This window comes from Endozoicomonas sp. ALC013 (genome assembly GCF_049310205.1).
Taxonomy (GTDB): Bacteria; Pseudomonadota; Gammaproteobacteria; order Pseudomonadales; family Endozoicomonadaceae; genus Endozoicomonas.
The window spans coordinates 1-26,072 of sequence record NZ_JBLYNS010000074.1; the positions used below are offsets into that span (position 1 = coordinate 1).

16 protein-coding genes are annotated in these 26,072 nt (G+C 49.3%); 6 read left to right on the forward strand and 10 right to left on the reverse strand.

Going from position 1 to position 26,072, the window contains the following annotated elements; genetic code table 11:
- Positions 1–73: 73 nt before the first annotated feature.
- The 4 genes from pilB to ACO6V1_RS14235 all read right to left on the reverse strand — a co-directional run bounded on the left by pilB (position 74) and on the right by ACO6V1_RS14235 (position 5,900).
- Positions 74–1,789 carry a type IV-A pilus assembly ATPase PilB gene (pilB, locus tag ACO6V1_RS14220; protein WP_422447407.1) on the reverse strand — a complete coding sequence of 572 codons (1,716 nt, stop codon included), beginning with the start codon at positions 1,787–1,789 and terminating at the stop codon, positions 74–76.
- A 143-nt stretch (positions 1,790–1,932) separates the two neighbouring features.
- Positions 1,933–2,187 carry a hypothetical protein gene (locus tag ACO6V1_RS14225; protein ID WP_422467294.1) on the reverse strand — a complete coding sequence of 85 codons (255 nt, stop codon included), beginning with the start codon at positions 2,185–2,187 and terminating at the stop codon, positions 1,933–1,935.
- A gap of 33 nt (positions 2,188–2,220) precedes the next feature.
- Entirely contained in the window at positions 2,221–4,170 is a 1,950-nt protein-coding gene (locus ACO6V1_RS14230; protein WP_422467296.1) for a DUF1302 domain-containing protein, read from the reverse strand.
- Between the two features lie 401 nt (positions 4,171–4,571).
- Positions 4,572–5,900 (reverse strand): hypothetical protein, encoded by a 1,329-nt coding sequence (locus ACO6V1_RS14235; RefSeq protein WP_422461891.1) that lies wholly within the window; start codon positions 5,898–5,900, stop codon positions 4,572–4,574.
- 212 nt (positions 5,901–6,112) lie between these two features.
- Here ACO6V1_RS14235 and ACO6V1_RS14240 point away from each other — a divergent pair, with 212 nt between their 5' ends.
- Both ACO6V1_RS14240 and ACO6V1_RS14245 read left to right on the forward strand, forming a co-directional pair.
- Positions 6,113–7,453, forward strand: a complete 1,341-nt coding sequence (locus tag ACO6V1_RS14240) for a hypothetical protein (RefSeq protein ID WP_422447399.1) — start codon at positions 6,113–6,115, stop codon at positions 7,451–7,453.
- A 287-nt stretch (positions 7,454–7,740) separates the two neighbouring features.
- Positions 7,741–10,428, forward strand: a complete 2,688-nt coding sequence (locus ACO6V1_RS14245) for a hypothetical protein (protein WP_422467298.1) — start codon at positions 7,741–7,743, stop codon at positions 10,426–10,428.
- Positions 10,429–10,765: 337 nt separating this feature from the next.
- Here the strand turns inward: ACO6V1_RS14245 and ACO6V1_RS14250 are convergent, their stop codons facing one another.
- Positions 10,766–11,230: a hypothetical protein gene (locus ACO6V1_RS14250; RefSeq protein ID WP_101746581.1), complete on the reverse strand. Its 465-nt coding sequence runs from the start codon at positions 11,228–11,230 to the stop codon at positions 10,766–10,768.
- A 366-nt stretch (positions 11,231–11,596) separates the two neighbouring features.
- On the opposite strand from ACO6V1_RS14250, the gene ACO6V1_RS14255 reads away from it, so the two are divergent.
- A complete protein-coding gene (locus ACO6V1_RS14255; RefSeq protein WP_422447395.1) occupies positions 11,597–12,556 on the forward strand; it encodes a LysR family transcriptional regulator in 960 nt (319 codons plus the stop codon).
- A 47-nt stretch (positions 12,557–12,603) separates the two neighbouring features.
- On the opposite strand, the gene ilvM is transcribed toward ACO6V1_RS14255, so the two are convergent.
- Both ilvM and ilvG read right to left on the reverse strand, forming a co-directional pair.
- Entirely contained in the window at positions 12,604–12,864 is a 261-nt protein-coding gene (gene ilvM / locus ACO6V1_RS14260) for an acetolactate synthase 2 small subunit (protein ID WP_422447393.1), read from the reverse strand.
- A complete protein-coding gene (gene ilvG, locus ACO6V1_RS14265; RefSeq protein ID WP_422447391.1) occupies positions 12,861–14,516 on the reverse strand; it encodes an acetolactate synthase 2 catalytic subunit in 1,656 nt (551 codons plus the stop codon). Before ilvG ends, ilvM begins: the two co-directional genes overlap by 4 nt.
- A gap of 321 nt (positions 14,517–14,837) precedes the next feature.
- On the opposite strand from ilvG, the gene ACO6V1_RS14270 reads away from it, so the two are divergent.
- Positions 14,838–16,601, forward strand: coding sequence for a SufS family cysteine desulfurase (locus tag ACO6V1_RS14270; RefSeq protein WP_422467300.1), 1,764 nt, complete (start codon positions 14,838–14,840; stop codon positions 16,599–16,601).
- A 14-nt stretch (positions 16,602–16,615) separates the two neighbouring features.
- Here the strand turns inward: ACO6V1_RS14270 and tcdA are convergent, their stop codons facing one another.
- Positions 16,616–17,425: a tRNA cyclic N6-threonylcarbamoyladenosine(37) synthase TcdA gene (gene tcdA / locus ACO6V1_RS14275; RefSeq protein ID WP_422461883.1), complete on the reverse strand. Its 810-nt coding sequence runs from the start codon at positions 17,423–17,425 to the stop codon at positions 16,616–16,618.
- A 467-nt stretch (positions 17,426–17,892) separates the two neighbouring features.
- Between tcdA and ACO6V1_RS14280 the strand changes: the two genes are divergently transcribed.
- Positions 17,893–21,615: a hypothetical protein gene (locus ACO6V1_RS14280; protein ID WP_422467302.1), complete on the forward strand. Its 3,723-nt coding sequence runs from the start codon at positions 17,893–17,895 to the stop codon at positions 21,613–21,615.
- A 58-nt stretch (positions 21,616–21,673) separates the two neighbouring features.
- On the opposite strand, the gene ACO6V1_RS14285 is transcribed toward ACO6V1_RS14280, so the two are convergent.
- A complete protein-coding gene (locus ACO6V1_RS14285; protein ID WP_338081941.1) occupies positions 21,674–24,055 on the reverse strand; it encodes an ATP-binding protein in 2,382 nt (793 codons plus the stop codon).
- A gap of 237 nt (positions 24,056–24,292) precedes the next feature.
- Here ACO6V1_RS14285 and dacB point away from each other — a divergent pair, with 237 nt between their 5' ends.
- Complete coding sequence (gene dacB / locus ACO6V1_RS14290; RefSeq protein WP_422467304.1) at positions 24,293–25,702, forward strand: D-alanyl-D-alanine carboxypeptidase/D-alanyl-D-alanine endopeptidase; 1,410 nt, start codon at positions 24,293–24,295, stop codon at positions 25,700–25,702.
- A gap of 123 nt (positions 25,703–25,825) precedes the next feature.
- On the opposite strand, the gene ACO6V1_RS14295 is transcribed toward dacB, so the two are convergent.
- On the reverse strand, positions 25,826–26,072 hold a 247-nt coding region (locus ACO6V1_RS14295; protein WP_422467306.1), incomplete at its 5' end, for a hypothetical protein.

The window sequence follows — 26,072 nt, forward strand, 5'->3', positions numbered from 1 at the left end:
TAAAAGACAATTCCTAAAGGCTTTTATGCCTCCCTCAAGGGCCATGGAGCAACGAGAAGTCAGCAGTGCCTGGTTAATCCTGTGTTACCCGGTTCACCTCTTCAAGGCTGGTAACCCCCTGCAGTGCCTTTAATAGCCCCGATTGGCGAAGGTTGTTAAAGCCTTCTTTCTGGGCCTGTTCCGAGATTTCCAGAGAGTTGCCTTCGGCCATAATGATCTGCTGCATGCCGGGGGTGATCGACACCACCTCATAAATACCCACACGACCTTTATAGCCACCCTTACAGTTGTCACAGCCTTTAGGGCCAAAAATCTCGGCGGAGTCCGCCTGCTCTTCGGTAAAGCCCTCTTCCAGCAGTGTTTCTTTCGGGATGTCAACTTTTACCTTGCACTGACTGCACAGTCTTCGTGCCAGACGCTGGGCAATAATCAGGCTGACCGAGGTTGCGATGTTAAATGATGGCACCCCCATGTTCTGCAAACGGGTCAGGGTCTCTGCCGCACTGTTGGTGTGCAGGGTGGACATCACCATATGGCCGGTCTGGGCCGCCTTGATGGCAATGTTGGCGGTTTCCAGGTCCCTTATCTCACCCACCATGATGATATCCGGATCCTGACGCAGGAAAGCCCGCAACGCCTGGCTGAAGTCCATACCCTGTTTGGGATTGACGTTAACCTGGTTAATACCTTCCAGGTTAATTTCCACCGGGTCCTCCGCGGTGGAAATGTTTCGCTCATTGGTATTGAGAATATTCAAACCGGTATAGAGCGATACCGTTTTTCCCGAACCGGTGGGTCCGGTAACCAGAATCATGCCCTGTGGCTGGTGCAGGGCGGTCATATACATCTCTTTCTGCTCTTCTTCGTAGCCCAGGGCATCAATACCCATTTTGGCGCTGGAAGGATCGAGGATACGAAGTACGATTTTCTCGCCCCAGAGCGTCGGCAGCGTGTTGACCCGAAAGTCGATGGCCTTGCTTTTCGACAGCTTCATTTTTATCCGGCCATCCTGAGGCTTCCTGCGCTCGGAAATATCCATGGCCGACATGATCTTCAGTCGTGAAGCAATCCTGGACCCGAGGCTGACCGGGGGGCGATTGACTTCATGGAGCACGCCGTCGGTTCTGAAACGAACCCGATAGGTTCTTTCATAGGGCTCAAAGTGCAGATCCGATGCACCGCCTTTGATGGCGGACAGCAGCATTTTATTGACGAACTTCACCACCGGCGTGTCATCCTCGCCGCCGCCGTTAGCTCCCAGGGTATCATCGGACCCATCATCCACTGCGCTGACTTCAAGGTCTTCAAGATCGACCAGTCCATCGTCGCCAAGCTCTGACAAAGCGCCACCGGTATCATCCAGAGTGGCATCAATCATTTTCTCCAGAATTTCGGGCTCCGACAGGACCGTGTGAATGGTCAGGCCGGTATTAAAGCGGATTTCATCGAGACCCTGAAGGTTGGACGGATCAGAAACGGCGGCAAACAGGTGTGAGCCCCGCTTGATCAGCGGCAGCACATTGTGCTTTCGCATCAATTTTTCTTCGACGACGTCTTTGACCAGATGCTCTTTGTCAAAGGCCTTGAGATCGATCACTGGCAGGCCAAACTCTTCGGCAGTGGCGAGCGTCAGGGCATTACCGTTGACCAGCTTTTTTTCCAGCAGATATCGGGCGAGCGGTTTGTTGGCCTTGGCAGCAGCGGCTTCAGCGTCGTGAATGTCGGCCTCTTCCATCAATTGATCGGCCAGCAGGCGGGCAGCCAGCCCGGTCAGAGGTTTGTTTGCCATAACCTGTTTCTGTCCCTGGATATTGAATTCATTGTCAGGGCCTGATGATGTTTCGCTGAACTGGCAACGGGGCATCAGCAGGCTCTTTGTAATATATCAGCATAAATGGCGGATGGTTAAGGGTGGTTTTGTGCGGGGGGATTTTATTGGCCCGGGTTTTTGCCGGGAATCGTGGGGATTTTATCGGCTTTGGTATTGGCTGGGTATCGTGGGGCTTTAATGGGGGCACGGTTGATGGGGTTATCAATGACGCCCAAACTCCGTTCGTCCTGAGCGGAGCCGAAGGGCGTAAACACCATACCCTGAATAAAGACTGTGCCAATCACCCTTCTTTCGTGCATCCTGAGCGGAGCCGAAGGGCGCTCAGGGTGAACGGAGATTGTACACATCACACTCATTGAAATGGTGTACTGGAGACTGTGGGAACCAAGTTAGAAGGTATAACCAATCGTTCCGGTAATGGTGCCTTTACGCAGAACGTTGTCGGCATCGCCACCCCAGGTCACTTTGGCCATCATATCGTCGTATTTGGCGGTCAGGCCCATGTTGATCCTTTTCTCGCCTTCTTCAAAGCGACCAGTAAAATGGGAGTTGCCATTAACGTCATGAGTAAAGCGGAAAGTGGACTCAAGGTTGAGTCCTTGCATTGCGACATCGTTCCAGTTGGCACCAACCATTACGTTGTAGCCCCAGCTGTTCCGGTCGAGGCGTTCTTCCTCATTGATTCCTGATTCAGCGCCCTTGCCCAGGATGCGGCCATAATATTCATCATTCAGGCCAGCTACCTGTTCAAACGCCGCTTCAGCAACAACGTACATCAGGTCAGTGCCAAGAACGGCCCCGAATGGTTGGATTATCGATAAAGAAGCATCCCACATCGGTGTCCGTTCGATATTCTGATACCATTGGTCAGCTTTGACGGTTTTTCCCGTAGCTTGAGAAATTTTAACATCACCACCAGCAGCAAAGTCTCCGATACCAAGAACACCGCTACCAAGAATGTCATCTGGGTGATCAACCCAGATTGGTGCATTCTCTCTATAGGTGATTTCACCGGCAATTTGTGTGTAGCCCCAGACTTTAGTATTAAAGCTGGCTCCCCAGAGTTTAATGTCTTCTGGGTAAATTACTCGGGCGTCAACACCATTTTGTAGCATATACATCGCTGCCAAACCCCGCTGTAACATCTGTCGAGTGGTATTGGTTGGATCAGCGCTGATACCATCAAGGAGGCTCTCAACTGTTGCGTTAGGAGATACACCTGCTGAAGCGAGACCAGAAATACCTAAGCCGCCGAGTGCAGACGCTTGAGTAACTTTTGTTTCAAAAAATGGAGTGCTTGAGTGGTAATTAGCGTAGTAAATTGCAAATTCAGTGTCTGGTAGTGACTCAGGGGTAAATGTGAACTTCATGCCCCACTGTCCAGAGTCGCTTGCATCGACTACACCACCGACATTAGCAACTTTTCCGTAGTCACCAAATGTATCAATATTTGCGCCATTTTCACCCAGAGCAGCAGCTAACAGAGCGTCGTAACCAGCGTCTCCAATAGTGTTCAGTCCGAATCTCGACAGTTCATAGTAGGCAAAGTCAGAGCCCGGAACAAAGAGATCTGTGCCGGAGTCGTAGGTACCACGTCCTGGCATAATTGAACCTTCCCAGTCATATTGGGCAAAGGCTGACAGTTTCATTTCATCATTGAACTGGAGATCGGCCATCAGCATGCCCTGGGCAATGTTCAGATCACCATCAGAGCCGGGAAGGGAAGAGAGCGCAACATCATAGGCGTTCAGATCTCTCAAACCACCGGCGTAGAAAATGGATTCGCCCCAGTTGTGGGTCTGATCACCCAGTTTAAGACTGAGTTTCTGACCACCTTCAAATGTCCAGTCACCGTATAAATAAGCGCTTTGTAACTTGGCCCCCCGGCCTTGATTATCTTTTACTTCATCGGACCAGCCGTTAAATGTTCCAGCTTCATCGTCAAAGCCTTTTGCGACATCCTTAGCGTTATTGGAATCCCACTTGTTGCTGCCATTCATCAGTACATGGTCGTAAAAAGCCGTAGCACGACCATAGAAACCGTAGTTATCTTTTTTCAGGTCCAGCTCAGAAGTCAGCTTGAGAGCCTTGCTAACAAAGCCTTTATCAAAAGAACGATCGCCGTCGTTTTCGTTTTGCTCAGCACTATCCGGCGTTTCATAACCTTCCAGATCATACTTGGCCCCCAAAGTAATCGTAGTATTGAGAGTCCCCTGCACTTCACCATCCATTGCCTCAAACTCATAAGCTTGGGCAGGAGCAGCGAAAAGCAGTGTACCGGATAAGACAAAACCAGCGGTTGCAGGTGCGAGCTGCAGTCGTTTTTGTGGTGTCAACATGAGATGGTGTGTCCTTGCCGTTTATTATTAGAGTTATTTTTTCCACCAATGGAGCATTCTAACGACGCTGTAGCGCTGGTAACCCGGATTCCTTTACAGCCGGAACACCTGATAATAGTCCCCACTATCACCGGCTACCTGACCATATTTTGCACCGCAGTTGGCTATATATACGACGATGTTTATAAAGTGCTCTTGGTATTATTTTTATTGTTCTGTGTTTCGGCCTGTCTATTTGTACTAAAGAGCATAGTGGTATGCAAGAAATTTATACCCGGTCTGGTCATTTCCTTCTTGATCTTTTTCCCCTTTTTTTTACAGGGTTTTTCTTCCTGTCAGAGCGAGCTGTCTGGTGGTCACCTGTAATGCGACAACTAGTACATGGTTTTTATCAGAATTCACTATCTGTCAGAGATGAATTTTTCGAATTTTCCGGGAAGATTGAGGTCCTTGATGCTTCTGCGGATTGGGAAATTCAGTTCGGGACGAATGACGGCACGGCATACGTTCTGAAGTGTTGGCACTGTGTCTGCCTTGCTGGCCAGCTTATCCAGTAAACTCAATAGATTCTCCATTGATTCTCGCTGAGCAAACGTGCAACCGGACCCCAGTTTTTTTTGAATATCTGAACCATCGGCTGCTAATTTTTCCAGATATTGTTGGTATTTTTGCCGGAGTCTGGTGTGTTTTACTGAATTTGTTGGGGCAACCAGAAAGGTCTCAAGCATTAATTCTAACGGTTCAATGAATTCAGCTAACTCTGTCGTGTCGATGGTCATTGGGTCGGCACCGCTTTCCAGCAGTGTTTGAATCATTGATTTTCTGACGTTTGCGCTTTCTTCTTCATCTTTGCCTTTATACAGCAGGGTAAACCTTAATGCCGTCATCCTCTTGCACTCGCCCTTGTAGGACCAGGGCCCGGTAGTCATGTTGGGGTTGGCGTTATGAAGCAACAGGGCTTCCAGCAGATCGGATTGTCCCGCTTTTGCCGCCATGTGAAGCGGCGTTATGCTATCACCGTGATGACCAGCATCGGGAGTGGCCCCCAGTTCCAGTAGCTTGAAGCAAACATCCCACTGCTGGCGGTTTGAGACGATGGTCAGTAATGTTTGCTGCCCGGAATCGCTGTCAAATAATTTATCCTTACAGCGGTAGGCTTTATTAAAAAAATAAATCAGTTCCCTGGTACTGATGGGCAGCATGGTAGCGATGAATGCTGTATCTCTGGGCTTTAAAACATGTTTTTCAACCAGAGACTGAAGGTATTCAATTTCGGTCGTGTTAGCCGGTTCTTCGGAACCAAGAACGGCTATCCCTGTTACTTCTTTCTTTGGCGAATGATCGGCTTCAGCAATCTGATATTTGTACTTCATTGTTTTGGTGCTGATTACCAGTCTGTCCCCATCTTTCATTTCACTTCTGAACATGGGGAAAACGCTTGAGGGAATGATTATCTTGGCATTTTTAGCGATGTGGTAATCATAGGGATTATTGCTACTGGCACCGTCATAGATGACTGAATTTAAAGTACCCGTTTTAGTCATATACAGGTGAGGGGGGTGATAGATCGCCCGAACGGATACACCGTTGAGGGTGGTTTTAAGGCCTGTTATATCCGGGATGAATTCACTGCCGTCGGATGCTAATGGCTCAAGGTCATGATGTTTTTGATGTACCCCATAAACCCTGTCAACAGAGTCAGAGAGGAATATGGGGTTGGTTAAGTACATACTGGTAACTGGGGATTTTTCGGCCATTCAGTGATTGATCAGATAATGCCATATATATCCAATCACTGAATATCTTAGGCCATAAAACTGTTTTAAAGTTCCGTATTTTTTTCCTATTGTGTTGTTGATAGCTGATTGCCATCAACCCGTCATTATCGTTATGGTATACGCGCAATAAATTTAATAAAAACGTTACTTTACCGAGCCTGCCTATGCGTACCTTATGTTTTCTGCTGTCTTTGCTGATCTCTGCCCAGGCGTTTTCCTGGTCCAACCACACTCTGGTCACTCACCAGATGCTGGCGACACTGCCGCCGGTTCGGGATGCAGCCCCGGTGACAGTGGAAAGTCTGGAAAGCTTTCTGCTGGCTAATGAAGAGGCGCTGGAAGCGTTTCTGGATCAGCAGGAGCAGTGGATGCAGGAAAATTTATGGCACTATGCGCCCCGTCCGCAAGATCTGGCCTTCAGGGCGACGGGCAGCAAAGACGATATTCGTACCCGCTTTGCCCATGCCATTCGTGTTAACCCAAATACCAGATGGCCTCTGTATTTACAGCTTCTTCCCGGGGAAAAACGATTGTCTCCACCCATTAAGCCGCAGTCAGTGAGCACTCTGAAGAATTTTGATCATCTGGTGTCTGTGCAGTTGGTTCAGCTGCAACCGGGGGATAAGGCCTCAGCCATCGATATCGTCACAACGGCCACGGACGAACCGGATCACGGGCTGGATATAGGCCTGTTTACCGACAGCAATACCGACTACGGCAAGATCTATGGGTTTGGTAAGCAGCCGTTTGGTAATCCAAACCTGGAATATGGTACACAGGCACCTTTCCACATGGGCTTTTACCATGAGTCATCGTTGCTTTATGCCCTGGGTGGTTTTTTAAAGCAGACGTATCCGGAGTATCGCATCCAGTCTTTTAAGCAGCTATCCGAGTTTGCCTTCAGTCAGGGGCATGATTACTGGGGATGGCGTTTTATGGGATGGGGGCTCCACTATCTCAGTGATTTTTCCAACCCGTATCATGTGATGCCGGTACCGGGCAATAATACCGTGGCAACCCTGTGGGTTGGCTTAATGAACCTTGTGGGTTTTCCACAAGGGCAGAAAGAGGCGATCCAACTGGCATCCAACCGGCACACAGTCCTTGAAGACTTTCAAAGCCAGGTGATGAGTCAGGCTTATGCAGAGAAAAACCAGCAACACCCGACCATTCAGGCACTAACGAGACAAACAACCGCCAGAGTTTATGAGGATGATCATATTGTTACGGTCATTTCCAGGCAGGCTTATGAGAAAGCTCATGATATTCACGAGGTGCTGGAACAGACCATGCCGGAACACTACGTTGATGATCCCATGGTGGAATATTCTGAACTGAATACCAGGTCTTCGTTGCAGGCAACGGTGTTAAAGACTTCCGGGGAGGATGGCTATAACCGGTTGATAGCGGTTATCACCGATTTGCTGGGTGGGTTTTCTGAAAATGGCGCTTCTTATGTGGAGGCTATTCTGTCTGCCCAGAATGATCAGGCCAGGTTGGATTGAGTCGGCAGATATTTATCCCTATCACATCGGTGAGTTTTATACCGTTGCCACCTCCGGGGCCGCTGTCCTTCCATTGAGCCATTCAATTGGAAGGACAGACTTCATCAGAAATGCTGCAAAGATTTCAAATAATGTGAAAATCACGGAACGTTCTTGCAAAGTCATAGTCCAACCTGACTAACCGATCAGAAATTTTTGAAACATCTGTTCCACTACTTAACAAGAATTGAGTAAAGCTGCCTGACTCAGTGTGCAAGCCTGGCTGACCTCTCTAGTTGGATTTTATTATGATACCCGCTTCATTTGAAAATTCCCTTTCGACACACTATACAGAACAGCAAGAAGAACAAACGGCCAGCCCTACGCTCCCCCTTGTGAACATTGATTCATCGGAATTAATACCAGCACCACAAGGTATCGAGCTGTATAGACGCTCCAAAATAGAAGTGGTTAACAAATTTCCCTTGCGATACCTGCTTACCAAACCTTATCGATTGGATTTACTTCTCAGTGACAATAATCGCAAGATTGATACCTGTCGCCGTGAATTTGCAAATTATGCTGATCAGAATAATCCGTTAGATACTTATAGTAGCAACAAATCCAGGTTCAGATATCTGGAGTCCAAAACCAATAAAAACCTTCGGTTACCCATACTCAGGCATAATAACACAAGATACGAAGCGCTAAAGACCAGGGTTGTAGAGCAAACACAGAGAATAAATGCTCTTCTGGAAGATAATTTAAAGCGTGCCATTCAATCATTTTCCAATATTGTTCCCTTGCTTGACTTCGTCAAATCAGAGTTGTCTGAATTTATGGTATTGCCCAATACGTTCAGTTCGTTACAGGAGTCATTAATAACGTTATTTGACAAGGACCAGCACCCCGGTAATGCCGAGACTCTTCGGTTGATATACATTCTTTACTGGCGGATCAATCAGGAATCAGTGCGGGAACACAGCGAGTCAGGTGCTCCTCAGGGATTGAAGGAAATACTGAGTGTCATGGTCGTCAAGACTATGGGCTGTGATCTTGATTCACTCGATACTACGGAGTCATTAAAAAAATTCGTTGAAAATAATCACTGTTATATCAGCATTCTGTCAACTTCAGGTCACAAAGCACTTATCCAGCATTTGATAAACAGAGTAGAGCGTTTACCCAAAGAGAAGGTGCGTGCTGATTCACTATTTTTACTTAATGAAAAAATGGAAAACCTTGTTAAAGATGATGAAAACGCAATACTCAAAAAGGCATTTTCTGTACTGTGCAATGAGGCCCAAACATTAGTTGATAGTAAGGCGGCTTTTTACAGAGTAAATATCGCTGGACTGGGTCAGGATGAGGTAGCTGAAAGAATATTCAGCAAAATGCATGCATCTATTAACAACTTTGATGATGCTCTGGAGGCATTTAAGCAATTCAGTCAATTAAGCCCCGGGATTCGTAAGGAGTTCTTTGATGGCTTATATGAAAAAGTGATGTCCTGTGTTGTCAGTGCCGATCATTTTTATCAGCTCGCCTTGAACCCAGCTTTTGATAAAGATCATAGCAAGTTATGCCTGGAAGGTTTAGCAAAGTATCCATGTCATATTGAGCTCAAAAAACTTCACAAGAATCTTATTGAAAAGAAAATCTTCCAGCAGTTTGATAAAGCTGCTGAGAAATCAGCAAATGATTTTATTGAAAAGTGTCAGTCACAGATTCAGGGGATTGTTGAATTGCACGAAACCGAGTACCACAATCAATATTGCGAAACAATCCATGAGTCAATTAAACTCTATGATGAAAAAATTATGAATGCTATTACTGCATTTGAAAATGCTAATTATTATTTCGGAGGTGTTATCGTTAGCAGTCGTGATGATAGCAGGCGTAATGATAATTGCATTCGTATGAAGGAAAAATTTCAAGAAAATTTAAAAAAAGCTGTTCGGCTTGTCATGGAGGCTATGATCTTAGCGCCCAAAGACGAAATGAGAGATAAAGGCGAAAAACTGATCAACTCATATTTTGATAAACCTCACAGGGCATGGGGTGGTTATAAAAAAAAGATCCGCAAGCCAATTGAAATAGTTGAAATCATTAATAAAATCAAAGATAGTCAAACTATAGAATGCAAATATCAGAATATAAAAACCACTGCTATTGGTAATCTTGAGGCCCAGTTAAACTCTGAGGTGTCAAATAAATTATGCGAAATCCATGAAAATGCGAAACGGAAAAAGGAAGAACTAAGTCTCTCATTACCGTTGTTCCACCAGCAACTTGACAGTTATTACTCTGACTTGACTCAAATAAAGCCCACCGAAAGATATTTTCTGGTAGACGGCTTTTGGATGCCGTATCTGTATGTTGCTTTATTCCTCACTCCGGAACGTATATTCAATACGGCTTGTGGATCTGAATCTGGTGAATTGCGTTTAGATCTTCCTCCGTCTACGTGTACAGAAAATTTATCCATACCCGCTTCCAGCTTTTCAGGTGATATTGATATTGGGGATTTTGCCCGCCTGCCACTTGATATAGGTGCAGGCTTATCATTAGACAACGTTGATATCTTTTCTGAATTAGTCGCTTCTTCGCCAGACATTGGAGACGTTGTAAATGATGTTGCTGGTTTCGATTCAGGAGGTGGTCTCGGTATAAGTAGTCTCAGCATAAGAAGTCTCGATAGAGATGGGAACAGTGGAGGTGGGCACAGTAGAGGTGAGTACAGTGGAGGTGGGTACAGTGGAGATGGGTACAGTGGAGATGGGTACAGTGGAGGTGGGCACAGTGGAGGTGGATACAGTAGAAGTGAGTACAGTGGAGGTGAGTACAGTGGAGGTGAGTACAGTGGAGGTGGTTACAGTGAAGATGAGTACAGTGGAGGTGGGTACAGTGGAGGTGGGCACAGTCGAAGTGATTATGATGGAGGTGATTACGGTGGCAGCAGTTTTGGTGGAGGCGGTTTCGGCGGGGATGATTGATTGCTGAGGTGATTAGAACGTAACCCTATAAGACCCCTTACTTTGAGATCAATAGCTATTTTAAGCGAACGGGTTACGGAGTTTTTCAGGGAAATCGCTGATCAATTTGGCTGCGCTGTACAAAAAATAACCAGAGGTTTGTGAGGCTTGAAAATAGTGCGGTGCAGTCAGTTATCCACAGGTCATTCAATGGTTTGATCAATGAATCTGTTGATGACTAAAGATTGAGCTATATAACCAGGAATAGTTATTCACTTTTATCCATCAAAAAATAAGCCCGGAACTTGCCGGGCTTATTCTTTCAAGTGTTGAGAGGGCAGGGTGAACCGCTTCCTTATCAGTGACGGGTTTCACTGGCGGGGAGAATATTGGGGTGATCCAGCCAGTCTTCAGGGTTGTCATCAATGGTATCTATGGCTTCTGCTTCTTCAAGCTCTCCTCGTGTCGCCAGCACAGCCAGCTCTTTGGCAAATTTTTGCAACAGGTTAATAACATCATCACGATTACTGTTCAGGCTTTCATCGATTTCAATACTGAACAGAGGAGAGGCGTCATCCGCAAGCTCATCCTCTTCCTTGCGAACAAGGACCATGTGCAGGCCGGAAAATTCGTCATCACTGACTTCGGCCAGTTTAAAGGTAATAGACTGTGCTTCTCGAAGAATAGACAGCAGTTTCAGGGCTTCGGCAGCACTAAGATCTCCGGCATCTACACGGGCTTCAACATACTCTCTGGCAGAAAGGCCAGAGGCAATGTAGTTATCTACCAGATCTTGAATACTCTTGTACTTGTTTTGGCTCATAGACCCTCCTGAAAGCTGTTTCAGCGGATGCCTGACCCGTAGTTTGTCAGGCGCCAAGGCCAGATTCACCAGAGCCGGGGGCGTTCTCAATTAGCCATGAGACCAGTACTTCAAACGTGTATTCAGACATGGCCATTTGCCTGATTGAGAATGTCCTCTGACACTGATTCCTGTTTCCAGTGTACCTGATTAGCGATGAATGTATAGGGAATAATACTGATGAAGTTAAAGTGGTATAACTATAGTCTCGTGGTCAAATTGGCCTGGGCTTTTACAGGTCAGCTGTTTTATTCTCTCTGAGCTGATTGATCAGGCTCTTTTGTTTTAGATGGTGCTTTCAATCTTTGGGGTGCCTGTTACCAAAGTATGAACTTGTACAGACTTAACCTGAACCTTTTGCCGGGCCTCAAGGCGTTACTCGATACTCAAAGTGTTTCCCTGGCTGCGAAGCAGATGCATGTGACCCAGTCCGCCATGAGCCGGACCCTGGCTCAGTTGCGTGAGGCACTGAATGATCCGATTCTGGTCAGGCAGGGCAATCGTATTTTTCTCTCCGAAAAAGCGCTGGCGTTGAAAGACGACGTGAACCGTGTGGTGACGGAAGCCAGCACCATATTTGAGAACCAGCAGTTTGATCCCTGGATTACCGAAAAAAACTTTACCATTGCCGGGACTTATATTGTTCTTGAGCAAATCCTGCCGCAAATCCTGCACCAGTTCTGGAAACAGGCACCGCATTTTAATTTTGAACTGTTACAGTTCAGCCCGCAGCTGGATAAAAAGCTGGAGGCCGGTCAGGTCGATCTGGTGCTTGGGTATGTTGGCAAGCCACCTGCCGGTTTCAGTTATGAGCTGTTAATGGAGGATAGTATCTGTGCCCTGGTGCATGAGGATCATCCTCTCGTTGATCAGGAGATGACCATTGAAGACCTTGAGCAGTACCCGGTGATTCGTCACTCTTCGTGGATGGGAAGTCCTCATTTCATCAGGGACTACCTGGAAGGCCTCAGTGAGAATATCCGGGTGGTTGCGAAAACACCCAATCTACCCATTGGTTTGCAGCTGGTAAAGGACACCCATCATATTCTGATCACAATGGAGAGAGCAGCTCGTTACAACACTTATGTCCAGGATATGACGATGAAAACCCTGCCCGGTAAACCTCCCAGAGTCAGCTACTACGTAGTGTGGCCGGAGTACTGGGAGCATAACCGGGCGCATCGCTGGTTCAGGGAGTTCATCATTAATCGCTTCCGTCTCAAGTTGAAAGAGATGGAACGACAGGAGGCTATTATCAATGGTGAAGTGGATGATCTAACTCACTGAACTCACCGGTAAGGGCATGATTCATCCGGCCAGGCTGGCCGGGTGTATCAATAGCTGCCGACATCAGTATTGGACGTTGTATCAATGCATCTCAGTGCCAGCACATCATGGAGTTTCTCAACCTGGGTAATCAGAAGATGCACAGGTCGTGAGCTGGAAACAGTCATGGATAACTCAATTCTGCCACCGCAACGGGAAGGCGTCATGCTCATGGTGTTCACAGTAAAGCCCCGGTGTCTGATAACTCTGAGTATCCGCTCCACGACATCAGGCTGTTGATGGCATTGCAGGTATAACTGAAAGCTCATGAGTGTTGCTCCAACATTTCATGGTTAGCGGCTCCTGGTGGCACCAGGGGCCATACGTTTTCCATGGCATCAATGCACACATGAAGCAACCATGGGCCACTCACACTCAACATCTCATCCAGGGCTGACGTTACCTCATTCCGATGGGTGATGGTTCTGCCGCCAATACCAAAGGCCTTGGCCAGCGCAATAAAGTCCGGGTTATCGGAAAGATCGGTTTCGCTGTAACGGCCCTGATAAAACAGCGCCTGCCACTGGCGAACCATGCCCAGCTTCTGGTTATCCAGCAGGACTATTTTAATCGGCAGCTGTCTTCTTTTTATGGTGTTCAGCTCTTGAACATTCATCATAAATGAGCCATCACCGGATACCAGAATAACGGTATCATCCGGACGTGCCATGGCAGCGCCGATGGCGGCAGGCAGGCCAAAGCCCATGGTGCCCAGACCGCCACTGGTCAAATGGTTACGGGTGTGATGAAAAGCCATATGCTGGGCAACCCACATTTGATGCTGCCCGACATCACAGCTGATAATGGCATTATCAGGCAGCTGTCGGGATAGCTGGTTGAGCAGCAGGGGCGCATAAATCGCCTCACCGGGTTTGTCGTATCGCCATTGATGTTCTTCTTTGAGTTGCTGACAGTCGCCTGGCCAATCGTTGACGGGTAAAGCGATGGACAGTTCTTTCAGTACCCAGGGCATGGGCTGATGAAAGACGACATGTGCCGCTCTGCGTTTGTGCACTTCTGCCGGGTCAATGTCGATGTGGATAACTTTTGCATCAGGGGCAAACGTGTCCAGCTTGCCGGTCACCCGGTCATCGAAACGGGCACCCACAACAACCAATAAGTCACACAGTTGTACTGCCGTGTTCGCCGCCCGGTTGCCATGCATCCCCAGCATGCCAAGATAGGCCTCGTTGTCCGGAGGTACAGTACCAAGCCCTTTTAATGTGCAGACACTGGGCAGGCCGGTCATTTGCAGAAAATGGCGCAACGCCGGTGTAGCACCAGCCATATTCACCCCTCCACCGATATAGGCGATGGGGCGGGATGCTGAGCGCATAAGTTGCAGCGCTTGATCAACGCTGTTATGGGCTGCCTGATCAGGGTGGAAACCGTTCTCAGCCAGGTCCAGCGGTGGCTGCCAGCTGGCGGGAGCCTGTTGTATATCTTTGGGAATATCCACCAGGACAGGGCCCGGTCGTCCGGAATTGGCCAGAGTAAATGCCTGATGAAGGGTTTGGCAGAGCAGGTCCGGCTCTGTCACCAGGAAACTGTGCTTGGTGCAGGCCATGGAAAGCCCCAGCATATCCATCTCCTGAAAGGCATCGGTACCCATGGCACTGGTGGGTACCTGGCCGGTAATGGCAACAATGGGGACAGAGTCCATCATGGCATCTGCCAGGGCAGTGATCAGGTTGGTTGCGCCAGGGCCTGAGGTGGCAATACAGACACCGGTTCGCTGGCTTGAGCGGGCATAGCCAATAGCGGCGAAACCGGCTCCCTGCTCATGGCGGCAGAGCAGGTGCTCAACAGGGGCGTCAAGCAGGGCGTCATACACCGGCATAATGGTGCCGCCGGGATAACCAAAAACGGTATCAACACCGTGGTGAACCAGGGTTTGGACAATTGCTTCAGCACCATTCATATCGATGATCCCCCGACTGCCAGATGTTGAGGGTAATCGCTGCAGATGGAATGACAGGCACGGTAATGACAGATAGCACGATCAGGTTAAGCATGACTTTTCTCCTTTATCAGGTATAAAAAAACCCCCGGACCTTTCGGTGCGGGGGTTTTGTAACAGCTGTTTATTCAGCCCACAAAGCCACCCGCGGTGATAATAATCACCACGTTAAGAATGACTGGTTGGTTCAGGGCTGAAGGCATCATAGGTTTATCAGTTTTAAATGTTTAATGTACAGGTTTTATAGCACAGCATTATTTGCAGTGCCAGAAACCCAGAGGCATGATCACCATGGAGGTCACTATGAAAGGCCAGGCCGACACTCAATCCACTGTGCTGGATGTTGATAACCTCCGGCAGCAGTTTCCCCTGTTGTCACAGACCGTGCATGGCCATCCGCTGGTCTACCTGGACAATGCGGCAACCACACAGAAGCCGGTGTCGGTTATTGAGTCGCTAAACCGCTATTATCGGGAGCAGAATGCCAATGTGCATCGGGCAGCGCACTTCCTGAGTGCCTGCACGACCCATGGGTTTGAAGCCGCCAGAGAAACCACCCGCCACTTTATTAATGCCCGTTTTACGGAAGAGATTATCTGGACCCGGGGCGCGACTGAAGCCATCAATCTGGTGGCCAGCAGCTGGGGACGAAGCCAGCTGAAGGCTGGCGATGAGATTATCCTGAGCCGCCTTGAGCACCATGCCAATATCGTTCCCTGGCAACTGCTGACTGAAGTCACCGGGGCCACCATCAGGGTGGTTGAGCTGGATGATGCTGGCAATCTGGATATGCAACAGTTCCGGCAATTGCTGTCGGATAAGAGCAGGCTGGTGGCAATGACCCATACCTCCAATGCCATTGGTACGATCACCCCCATTAAAGAGGTTATTGAGCTTGCCCATCAGGCCGGTGCCCTGGTCCTGGTGGACGGTTCTCAGGCTGTTGCTCACCAGAAAGTGGATGTTCAGGCGCTGGGGGCCGACTTTTATGTGTTTTCCGGCCATAAGGTCTACGGCCCTACGGGAATCGGTGTGCTGTACGGGCGAAGGGGACTGTTGGAAAACATGCCTCCCTGGCAGGGCGGTGGTGAGATGATCGAGCATGTCAGTTTTTCCGGCACCCGCTTTAATCGCCTGCCGTTCAAATTTGAGGCAGGAACCCCCAATATTGCCGGTGCCATTGGTTTAGGCAAAGCGCTGGAGTTTTTAGCGGATATTGATGTTGCCGCCATGCAGGCCCATGAACATCAGCTGCGCCTGCTGGTGGAGGAGGGATTAAGCCAGATAAGCGGTATCCGTCTGATTGGTCAGGCAGAGTGGAAAGCGCCCGTCGTGTCGTTTGTCTCCAGCGAACATCATAATCAGGACATCGGGCTGATGCTTGACCAACAGGGGATTGCCGTGAGAACCGGGCATCATTGTGCCATGCCCCTGATGGAGGGCCTGAACCTCAATGGAACGGTCAGAGCTTCTTTTGCCCTCTATAACACCGTCGATGAGGCCATGGCTTTTGTGGATGCCATGGACAAGCTCCACCATTCACCGCTGTATATTGCTCACCCTGAAATGAACAGTGATCAGAGCCAGACAATGATCAGTGAGACAACTGACCTGCCAGAGATTTTTCGTCAGCAGGCTCCGAACCTTGCCGCGATAACAGAACGGTTGAATGGGCTTTCAGGCTGGCAGGAACGTTACCGCCAGATCATGCTGCTGGGCAAAGAGCTGCCTGTGCTGTCGGGGGAATGGAGAAGTGATGCTGCCCGACTTCATGGTTGCGAGAGCAGCGTCTGGCTGCATCATCACTATGACGATGAAACCATGCGCCTGTACTTTATCGCTGACTCCGATGCGAGAGTGATCAGGGGGCTGATAGCCATTGTTCTGGCGGTATTCTCAGGGAAAACACCGGCAGAGATTGAACGGGAAGATATTGACCTGTGGTTCCGTGAGTTGGATCTGTTCAATCATTTAAGCCCATCCAGGGGCAATGGGCTTAAGGCGATTGTCCGGGAGATTCAGGCGGTTGCCCATCGTTATCGATAGCACCAACCGACTATTCAGGCAGAATGGCCAGTTCTGGTCAACTTCTCGATAATTCGCGCAGCCGCAGCAAAACCGAAGGTTGCAGTCACTGCGGTGGCCGCGCCAAAACCACTGGCACAGTCCATTTTCATAGAGCCTTCACCGGTTGGTTTGGTCTGGCAGATGGTGCCATCAGCCTGTGGATAAACTGCCTGCTCGGTGGAAAACACACAGTCTACGCCAAACTTTCGTTTGGTATTCTTGCTGAAGCCATGACGGTCACGAAGCTGGTTGCGCACTTTTCTTGCCAGAGGGTCGTGCCAGGTTTTGGTCAGATCGGTGATCTGAATCTGGGTAGGATCCATCTGTCCGCCAGCACCGCCAGTGGTGATGATTTTGATTTTGTGACGTTTGCAGTGAGCGATCAGCGCCGCCTTAACCCGGAAGCTGTCGATGGCATCCAGCACATAGTCAAACTCGCTGGTGATCAGCTCCTGAAGATTATCTTCTGTAATAAAGTCTTCAATGGTCTGACATTGACACTCGGGGTTTATCTGGATAATGCGTTCGGCAATCACCTCAACTTTTGAGCGACCAATGGTGTTCGTAAGCGCATGCAATTGGCGATTGGTGTTGGTTATACAAATGTCGTCCAGATCGATCAGTGTGATGTTACCCACCGCCGTTCTGGCCAGGGCTTCTGCTGCCCAGGAGCCAACACCTCCAATACCGATGACGCAGACATGGGATTGACGAAGCTGTTCAACAGCACTGTTGCCATACAAGCGGCGAATACCGCCGAACCGGTCATTAAAGCTGTTGCTGGGGGAAGAGGCTGCTGGCATTGGAAACGACTGAGATAAAACATTAGTAGCCGATTATACAACCCAAAGTGGCATTGTTTTAATCAAATTTTGCCCTGCTTTGACTCTGACTGACCTGCCATCAATGGAACCTAATAATTATTTCGAGGTCAAACTGCGGTATTTATTGTCCAAGTGCGCGAGGCTTAATTCTGAAAGCAGCATCATCAACCCCTCACCGCTCAGAGTCCGCTCGCCGTGCTGACCGGCATGCCGGGCCACGCGTGGTTTCTGACCGTGCCGGAACCGCATTTAATGGTAAAAGAGTCTCATACAATCGGCCCTGTAGAAGCAAAGACAGCATCCGGGGTAGCAGCAAATCTATAGAGGATGCCTTTTGGGATAAAGAACCATTACATGGACGTCAAATCACCTCGGCTGATGTACTTTCAGCCTTTGAAAAAGATACAACGTCCCTCAGAAGTGGGTTCTTTCTGCAAAAACTTTGCTTGCAGAACATACTGCTAAACAACAGAAAAGTTACCCCGGATGAGGTCATTCAAGAATTCAATCGAGAGCCGGATCGACATTATAAATACAAATTAGCGATAGTGCGTTTCAAAGAGGAATGCTGTCTGAGGGGGCTGCCGCTGAAGGGCCAGAAAGTCACAACGAATGCCGTGGTTCAGGGGCTTCAGTCAGTCAGTGCAATACTGGAGCTGGCGCGCTTTAAGGAGTTATGTTGCCTGAGAGGCCTGGCGTTGAATGGCCGGCAGGTCACACCGAACGAGGTGATTCAGGATTATCAGGCCGCCAGGGCAACATTGGAGCTGGCGCGCTTCAAAGCGGAATGTTGTCTTAAAGGGGTGTTGTTGAATGGCCAGGGGATCCTTCCGGATGCGGTGGTTAAGGACTTTCCGGATAATCCGAGAGGCAAACTGGGGCTGGCCCGCTTCAAAGCGGACTGTTGCCTGGATGGCTTGGCGTTGAATGGCCAGCAGGTCACTGCGGATGAGGTGGTTAAGGATTTTCAGGCGGTTGGGGTATTTCTGGAGTTAGCGCACTTTAAGGAGCAGTGTTGCCTGAGGGGCCTGGCGTTGAGTGGCCGGGAGGTCACACCGGATGAGGTGGTTCAGGGTTTCCCGAATAGTCCGGAAGGCAAACTGGGCATAGCACGCTTTAAGGAAAAATGTTGCCTGAGGGGGCTGGCGTTGAATGGTCGGCAGGTCACGCCAGATGAGGTGGATTTCCCTGATAGTCCGGAAGGCCTGCTGGGGATGGCACGCTTCAGGGGGCAATGTTGGCTGAAGAGCCTGGCGTTGAATGGCCAGCGGGTCACGCCGGATGAGGTGGCCAAGGGTTATCAGGCAGTCAGGGCAACCCTGGAGCTAATACGTTTGAAGGAGCAATGTTGCCTGCTGGGCCAGTCTTTGAATGGTCAGCCGGTCACACCGGAGGCGGTGGTCAAGGATTATCAGGAAGCCAAGGCATCATTGGAGCTGGCACGCTTCAAACAGGAATGCTGCCTGAAGAAGCTGCCATTGAATGGCCAGCAGGTCACAGCGGATGAGGTGGTCAAGGATTTCCCGGATAGTCTGGATGGTCGGCTGGGAATAGCACACTTCCGGGCAAAATGTTACCTGAATGGCCTGCCATTGAATGGCCTGCCGGTCAGCCCGGATATGGTGATTGAAGGTTATCAGGCCGTCAGGGCAACACTGGAGGTGGCGCACTTTAAGGAAAATTGTTGTCTGAAGAATCTGGCGGTGAGGGGTGGGCCGGTCACACCGGATGCGGTGGTCAAGGCTTTCCCGGCGAGTCCGGAAGGCAAAATGGGGTGTGCGCGCTTTAAGCAATTATGTTGCCTGAAGGGGCTGGCGTTGAATGGTCAGCCGGTCACACCGGAGGCGGTGGTTAATGGTTTCCCGAATAGTCCGGAAGGCAGGCTGGGAATAGTGCGTTTCAAAGCGGAATGTTGCCTGAGGGGGCTGCTGTTGAAGGGGCGGCGCGTCACAACGGATGAGGTAGTGAAAGATTTTCAGGCCATCAGGGCAACACTGGAGCTGGTGCGCTTTAAGGAGCAATGTTGCCTGAAGGGCCTGGCCTTGAATGGCAACCAGATCACGCCATACACGGTGGTTAAGGGTTTTCAGTTGGTCGGGGCAACTCTGGAACTGGCTCACTTTAAAGCCGAGTGCTGCCTGAGAGGGCTGGTGGTGGATGATCGGCAAATCACACCGGCTGAGGTGGTTAAGGGTTTCCCGGAGAGTCCGGAAGGCAAACTGGGGATAGCACGCTTCAAAGCGGAATGTTGCCTGAAGGGGCGGCTGTTGAATGGCCAGCAGGTGACAGCGGATGCGGTGGTTAATGCTTTTCCGGAGAGTCCGGAAGGCAAGCTGGGGATAGCGCGCTTTAAGGAACAATGTTGCCTGAGGGGCTTGCTGTTGAATAACCAGCAGGTGGCACCGGACGCGGTGATTAAGGATTTTCCCGATAGTCCGGAGGGCAAACTGGGCATAGCGCGTTTTAAGTCACAATGTTGCCTGATGGGGCTGCTGTTGAACGGTCAGCAGGTCACACCGCACGCGGTAATCAAGGACTATGAACGCGGTGGCTGGTGGCTCGAACGCGCTATTTTTTATGCCCAGCTGGCGTTGAATGCAAGAGAATTGAATGGCAGCCTTCTGGATAACCAGAAAGTATTGGAAGCATTTAATAAATTAACCGGGGATAATTCTTCAAGGCAAGTCAGGTATCTGATACAAAGGTTGAAACACCCTCAGCAATACCATGAAACCAATGAAGCCCGGAAGATACTTCAAACGGCCTGGCAAATCTTAAACAACGTATCAATCAAAGACGATGAGCAACATCGACTGCAAAGTCTTTTGCAATTCATGGCTTTGTACCATGAGGTACCAATTGATCGTCAGAGAGTATCAGCAGAACAGGTATATCAATCCCTCACACTGCTGCGGAGTTCATTTCAGAATTCACGCCTGCATTTCTTCTTCCTGTCGCACTGCCATATCACGAGACAGTCTGTTAATGGACGGCATATCCATAAGGGGCAGGTGCTGGAGTGCCTGCAGAGTTTTCCAGCAGGAACCGCTTTGCGCCATGCTTTAGGCTTCTGGTTTGAACAAAGCATCTGTGAAGCCAATTTAATGGAAAATATACTCCACAACCTGAAAGCTATCGTTCCCGCAAGATGGGACAGTGATGGTGTTTACCGATACGCAACCTCTGCCAGTCAGCACAGCTCCTCCGCCGCGGCAGTTGCTGGCAGTAGGGCTCAGCAATCTTCGTCAAAACAATGGTTAAGTGTCGGCGAACCGGGGCTCCCCGACATTCAGCTGCCCCGGTTACATGCGTTAAAGTTGAAAACATTTGAGATTATTGCGGAAGTTAATCGTTTTTATGCTGATCCACCCATCCTGATTACCGGTTCATACGCACGCTTTTTGCAGAACCGCTGCTCATTATTTATTGATATTGACATTCAATGCACGTCAGACGAGTCTGCCAGAAAATTCCTGGAAAAATTGCAGGTACTCAACACCGACAGTGATTCAGTCATTCCCCAAAGCATGGTCATTTGGGCAACTCCGGGGTGTCAGGCGACTAAGCAACCAAAAGTCTACAATGTTCATCTTAATTACGGTGATCTGGGTGCCAAATTAATGGGGCTTCACATCAGTGTTGATACCGGGGTGGCCGATGAAAAGGCAACACAATTGGCTACTCCTGGTGTTGAGAGAACGTTCAGCGATTTGTCGTTTGCTGAACAAACCAGATCACTGAACGATATGCTGGGATTCCTGGTTGATAACCTTGATCTGCTGACCGTGGAATTCCAAAAAGGAGCGGTATTTGAATTACCTGAAACCCTGCTTTTTAATAACCCCAAAAACCCTGATGAGCGTATTTATGGCTTGCTTACCTGTGCTCTGATGTCCCTGAGTTACGCCAGGGAGTTTATTGCCCGGCACTCTTCCGGAGGCAAACCCCAATTACCGCCTGACTCGCCTCAAGAAGCATATCAACGCCTGCATACACTCACGGCAACTCTGCAAACGCAACTGAGTAGCCACGCTTACCGTGTTGATTTTGAGCAAACAGTGAAGGGCTTGCTATCGACCATTCAGAATGAAAGTGATGACGATATCGAGCGGAAGGACTTGATCAAATTAGTGCTGGCAATGTTTCAGCCTCCCGGGGAGGCGCAATGAATTTTGCAATAAAAAAGCCAGACAACTGTCTGGCTTGAGCGTGTATCAGTTCGTACGCTTAACTTTGGTTTTCTTTGGTCAGATCAGCGATTTCTTTCAGGCGTTCCAGTACTTTCTGGTTGATGGAGCCCTTTGGATAATTGCCTTTGCTGTTCATAACACCCGGACGATGGCCGGTCAGCAGCTCAAGTGCCTCTTCAACATGAGAAACGGCATAAACATTAAACTTCTTGGCTTTTACCGCATCCACTACCTTGCTGTGCAGCATCAGGTTCCGAACGTTCGCCTGAGGGATAATTACCCCCTGCTCACCGGTCAGACCCCTGGCATTACAGAGATCAAAGAAACCTTCGATTTTCTCGTTAACACCACCAATGGCCTGAACTTCACCGTGCTGGTTCATGGAGCCGGTGACGGCATAGCATTGCTTGATCGGAGTATTGGTCAATGCTGAGAGCAGACAGCAGAGCTCAGCCATAGAGGCGCTGTCACCATCGATATAACCGTAGGATTGTTCCATCGCCAGACTGGCAGAAATCGCCAGTGGGAATTTTTGCGCATAACGGCTGCCAAGATAACCGGTCAGGATCATGACTCCTTTCGAGTGAATGGCCTGACCCAGGGCGACCTCGCGCTCAATATCCACAATACCCTGACTGCCGGGATAAACCGCTGCGGTAATCCGGGCGGGAGAGCCAAAACAGGCATCTCCCACAGAGAGCACAGTTAAACCATTGATCTTACCAATCTGCTCACCGTCAGTATCAATCAGAATGCTGCCTTCCAGCATATCATCCAGAATCTGCTTGCTGACCCGGCCAGTGCGCTCGGCCTTGGCATCCAGCGCCCGGTCAATGTGCTCGTGGTTGATTTTACGGCCATTGCCGGTTCGTCGGATAAAATCAGCCTCGGCCAGCAAGTCGAAGAGTTCACCGATTTTTGCTGACAGCTGAGTCTGGTTTTCGGTCATCCGGGAGCTTTGTTCGATCATCCGGGCAACCGCTGATGCAGACAGTGGTGGATAGTTTTCATCGTCTGCCCGGTTTTTCAACAGCTGGGCAAAGGCCTGAACAGTTTCAGGAGAGCGTGGCAGCTGGTCATCAAAGTCCACCAGTACCCGGAACATTTCGTGGAAATCCGGGTCGAGCTGCTGAAGGATGTAATAAATATCCCGGGAGCCAACCAGAATCACCTTCACGTGCAGTGGAATAATTTCCGGGGTGAGGGTAATGGTGTTCATCAACCCCATCTCGGAGTAGGGGGATTCAATTTTCAACTGCCGCTCTTTCAGGGCCCGTTTCAGGGCTTCCCAGACGAAAGGCTCTTCCAGCAGCTTGTTGGCTTCCAGCAATAGATAACCACCATTGGCCTGGTGCAGGGAGCCGGGGCAGATCTGACGGAAGTTGGTTACCAGGGCTCCCATCTCACTGGCGTATTCGATGCGGCCAAAGAGGTTCTTATAGTTGGGATGAGACTCATAAATAACCGGCGCAGCGGCATCGTTCTTATGGCCGACCACCAGGTTCGGGGCGTAGAGTTCTTCTAATGCTGATCGTTTGCTGGCGTCTTCTTTGGACTCCATTGCCCGTTCATCCGCCAGGTATTCAATTACTGTTCTGTGCAGGTGCTGTTTGACGGCTTCCAGGTAATCCAGAACATTCTGCTCTTTGCTGTATTTTTTCAGCATAGGCTTCATCAGGGGAGCCAGAGCCTGGTCAATGGTGTCCTGATTCAGATCCTGCAGCTTTTCGTTGGATTCCCGTTTCCACTGGGGCAGTTCCACCAGAGACTCATTGAGTTTGGTTTCCAGTTCACTGATGTCGTTATTGAACTTTTCCCGCTTTTTATCCGGCAATTGCGCGAACTCGGTTTCGTCCATCGCCTTACCGCTGGACATTGGCGTGAAGCTCAAGGCACCGGTATCCCGGTACAAGGCGATATCCCGTTTCAGCGCTTCCTGTTCAATTTGATCAATGGCCTGGTCATAACGCTTATTAAAGCTGCGCTCGATGGCGCTTTTCTTTTGTTGATAAGTGGGGTTTTCAAACGCCGCCGGGAAGGTCATCAGCAGTTTATCAATAAAACTCTCAAAATCCTTCTGCAGGTCACTGCCCAGACCGGCGGGTAACTTCAGGGCTTTCGGCTCACGGGGGTTATCAAAGTTATTGACATAGGCCCAGTCATCCGAGGAGCTCTGTCGCTTGGCTTCTGTTTCAAGGTATTTACGGAGGTAGGACATTCGGCCTGTTCCGGACTCGCCCATGACATAGATGTTATAGCCCGAGCGGTGCATGGCGACACCAAACTGAATCGCACTGGTAGCTCGCTCCTGACCCAGGATGCCGACGTAATTTTCCAGCTCTTCTGTGGACTTGAAACCCAAATCCTTCACTGGTTGCTTAGCAATAAGCTGATTCGCTGTTAGTTTGAGTTTTTTCACAAGTCTTGCCATTTCCCGCAAATTGCTTACACCATAAGAGTGGAGTGAAGCTTTTGTTATATATATGACACTTTTTTGAGCCATACTACACGTCCCGCTGAGCTCACAACGAAACGTCAACAGGCCCTATAGTACTCTCATTAAAAAGGTTTGTCGGCCTTGAGACCAGTGTGTTGAACTGAGAATCTATAAATTAAACGGTGATTTTAGTGTGGTCAGAGGCTGCAGAGCTTTTTTATGAACGTCTGGAAAAAATGGCTGTCTATTACCTTTATAGCTTTTGGAATTAACCAGGTTTTTGCGTCCATCAATGATGACCTGGATCGACTGATCGCCACATTACCGCCCGGGCATATTCATTCCATTAAAGTTATTGAAGCTGAAACCGGAAAGGTGCTGTTTGACCGGAACAGTCGCTTTAACTTGCTGCCAGCAAGCACGGTCAAAGCCATTACGGCTATCTCGGCGTATCGGGTGTTGGGAGAAGAGTATCGGTACCAAACCCGCTTGCTGGGTAGCAAACCCTTGACAGAGGGAAAGGAATATGCCGGAGACCTGGTATTAACCTTTTCAGGTGACCCATCGCTGACCAGGCATGACCTTTCTGAGCTACTGGGAAAACTGATTAATAAAGGTGTAAAAGTAATACGCGGCAATGTCTGGCTTGATGGTTCTATATATAATGGTTATCCAAGAGCCGGTGGTGCAAGTTGGGATGATCACAATATCTGCTTTGCCGCGCCGGTCAGTGCCATGATACTGGATCGTAACTGCTTTTTTGGCTGGCTGGTGCCTTCTGGAACAGAGGGGCAGTTGTCAAAGATGGTTTACGATGAGCCACACTGGCAGCTCTCTGTTGATAATCGCATAGTGATTAGAAAACTTCAGGTCCATGAGCCAGACGGGTGTGTTCAGGAAGTGTGGCCATCATCAAAACATGAGTACCGCCTGGAAGGGTGTATTGCCCCTGATGCCAAACCCATGCGCATGGCATTTTCAGTGCGTGATCCGGAGCGGGCTGCCGCAAGGTTTGTTGAGTCTTTTTTGCAGGCAAACAACATCAGGCTTGAAGGCAGGGTTGTGGTTGAGAAACCACAGGGGGATTTTACCTGGCTTGTGGCCAGTCACCGTTCTGCGCCGGTGCCCGATCTTTTACAGCGAGTGCTGGATAAGTCAGACAACCTGTACGCTGATAGCCTGCTGAAAACCATAGGGTCGTCGGTAAAGGGTGAAAAGGGTTCTTATTCTTCAGGCACAGAGGCGGTTCTGGCTATGTTACGGGAAGAGGGCGTTGACTTGACCAGGGGGCGATTGGTGGATGGTTCAGGATTGTCCCGATATAACATGCTCAGTGCTGATGACTTTACTGAAGTGTTGCAAACCGGTTGGAAAAGCTGGGGGGAGAATGCTCCCTGGCTGGCCTCACGGGATGATGAACGTCGCTGGCTAAAGACTGGTTATATGAGTGGGGTAAACAGTATGGTGGGTTATGCCTTTCCGGAAAATAACTCACCTTTGATATTCGCTGTACTGCTGAATGGGCTGAGACCTGTTCAGCCAGCGACGAATGAAGAGGTAAGAGCCTTTCATCATGAAATCAGGCTGTTCCACCGGGCATTTCTTGAGCGACTGACGGGCACACAATAAAGAAGGCATCAGCTTGTTGGAGGGTTGTCGTATATTGTTCTGAAAATTAACGGATGAAGTATTGCCTTCGTTCGTTTTCTCTTTATAATACGCGGCTCTTCCCAGGGCATTCCCAAAAGATTGTCAGAGATCAGCAGAATAAATGTTCATTGCTGACCGGGAAGTGCGGTTTGAAAATGGGTTGTTTGGAGATAAACGAAAAACAACCGGTTGACAAATCAAGCTGGCGCGGTAATATGCGCCTCCGCTGACAGGGCTTCGGGCAACATCAGTGAGTTGGAAAGCTTCTGAAAATGATCGCTTGACAACGAAAGCCGCCACGGTAAGATAGGCGGCCTTGCTGATCGGCACTGACTGCTGAATCAGCGAT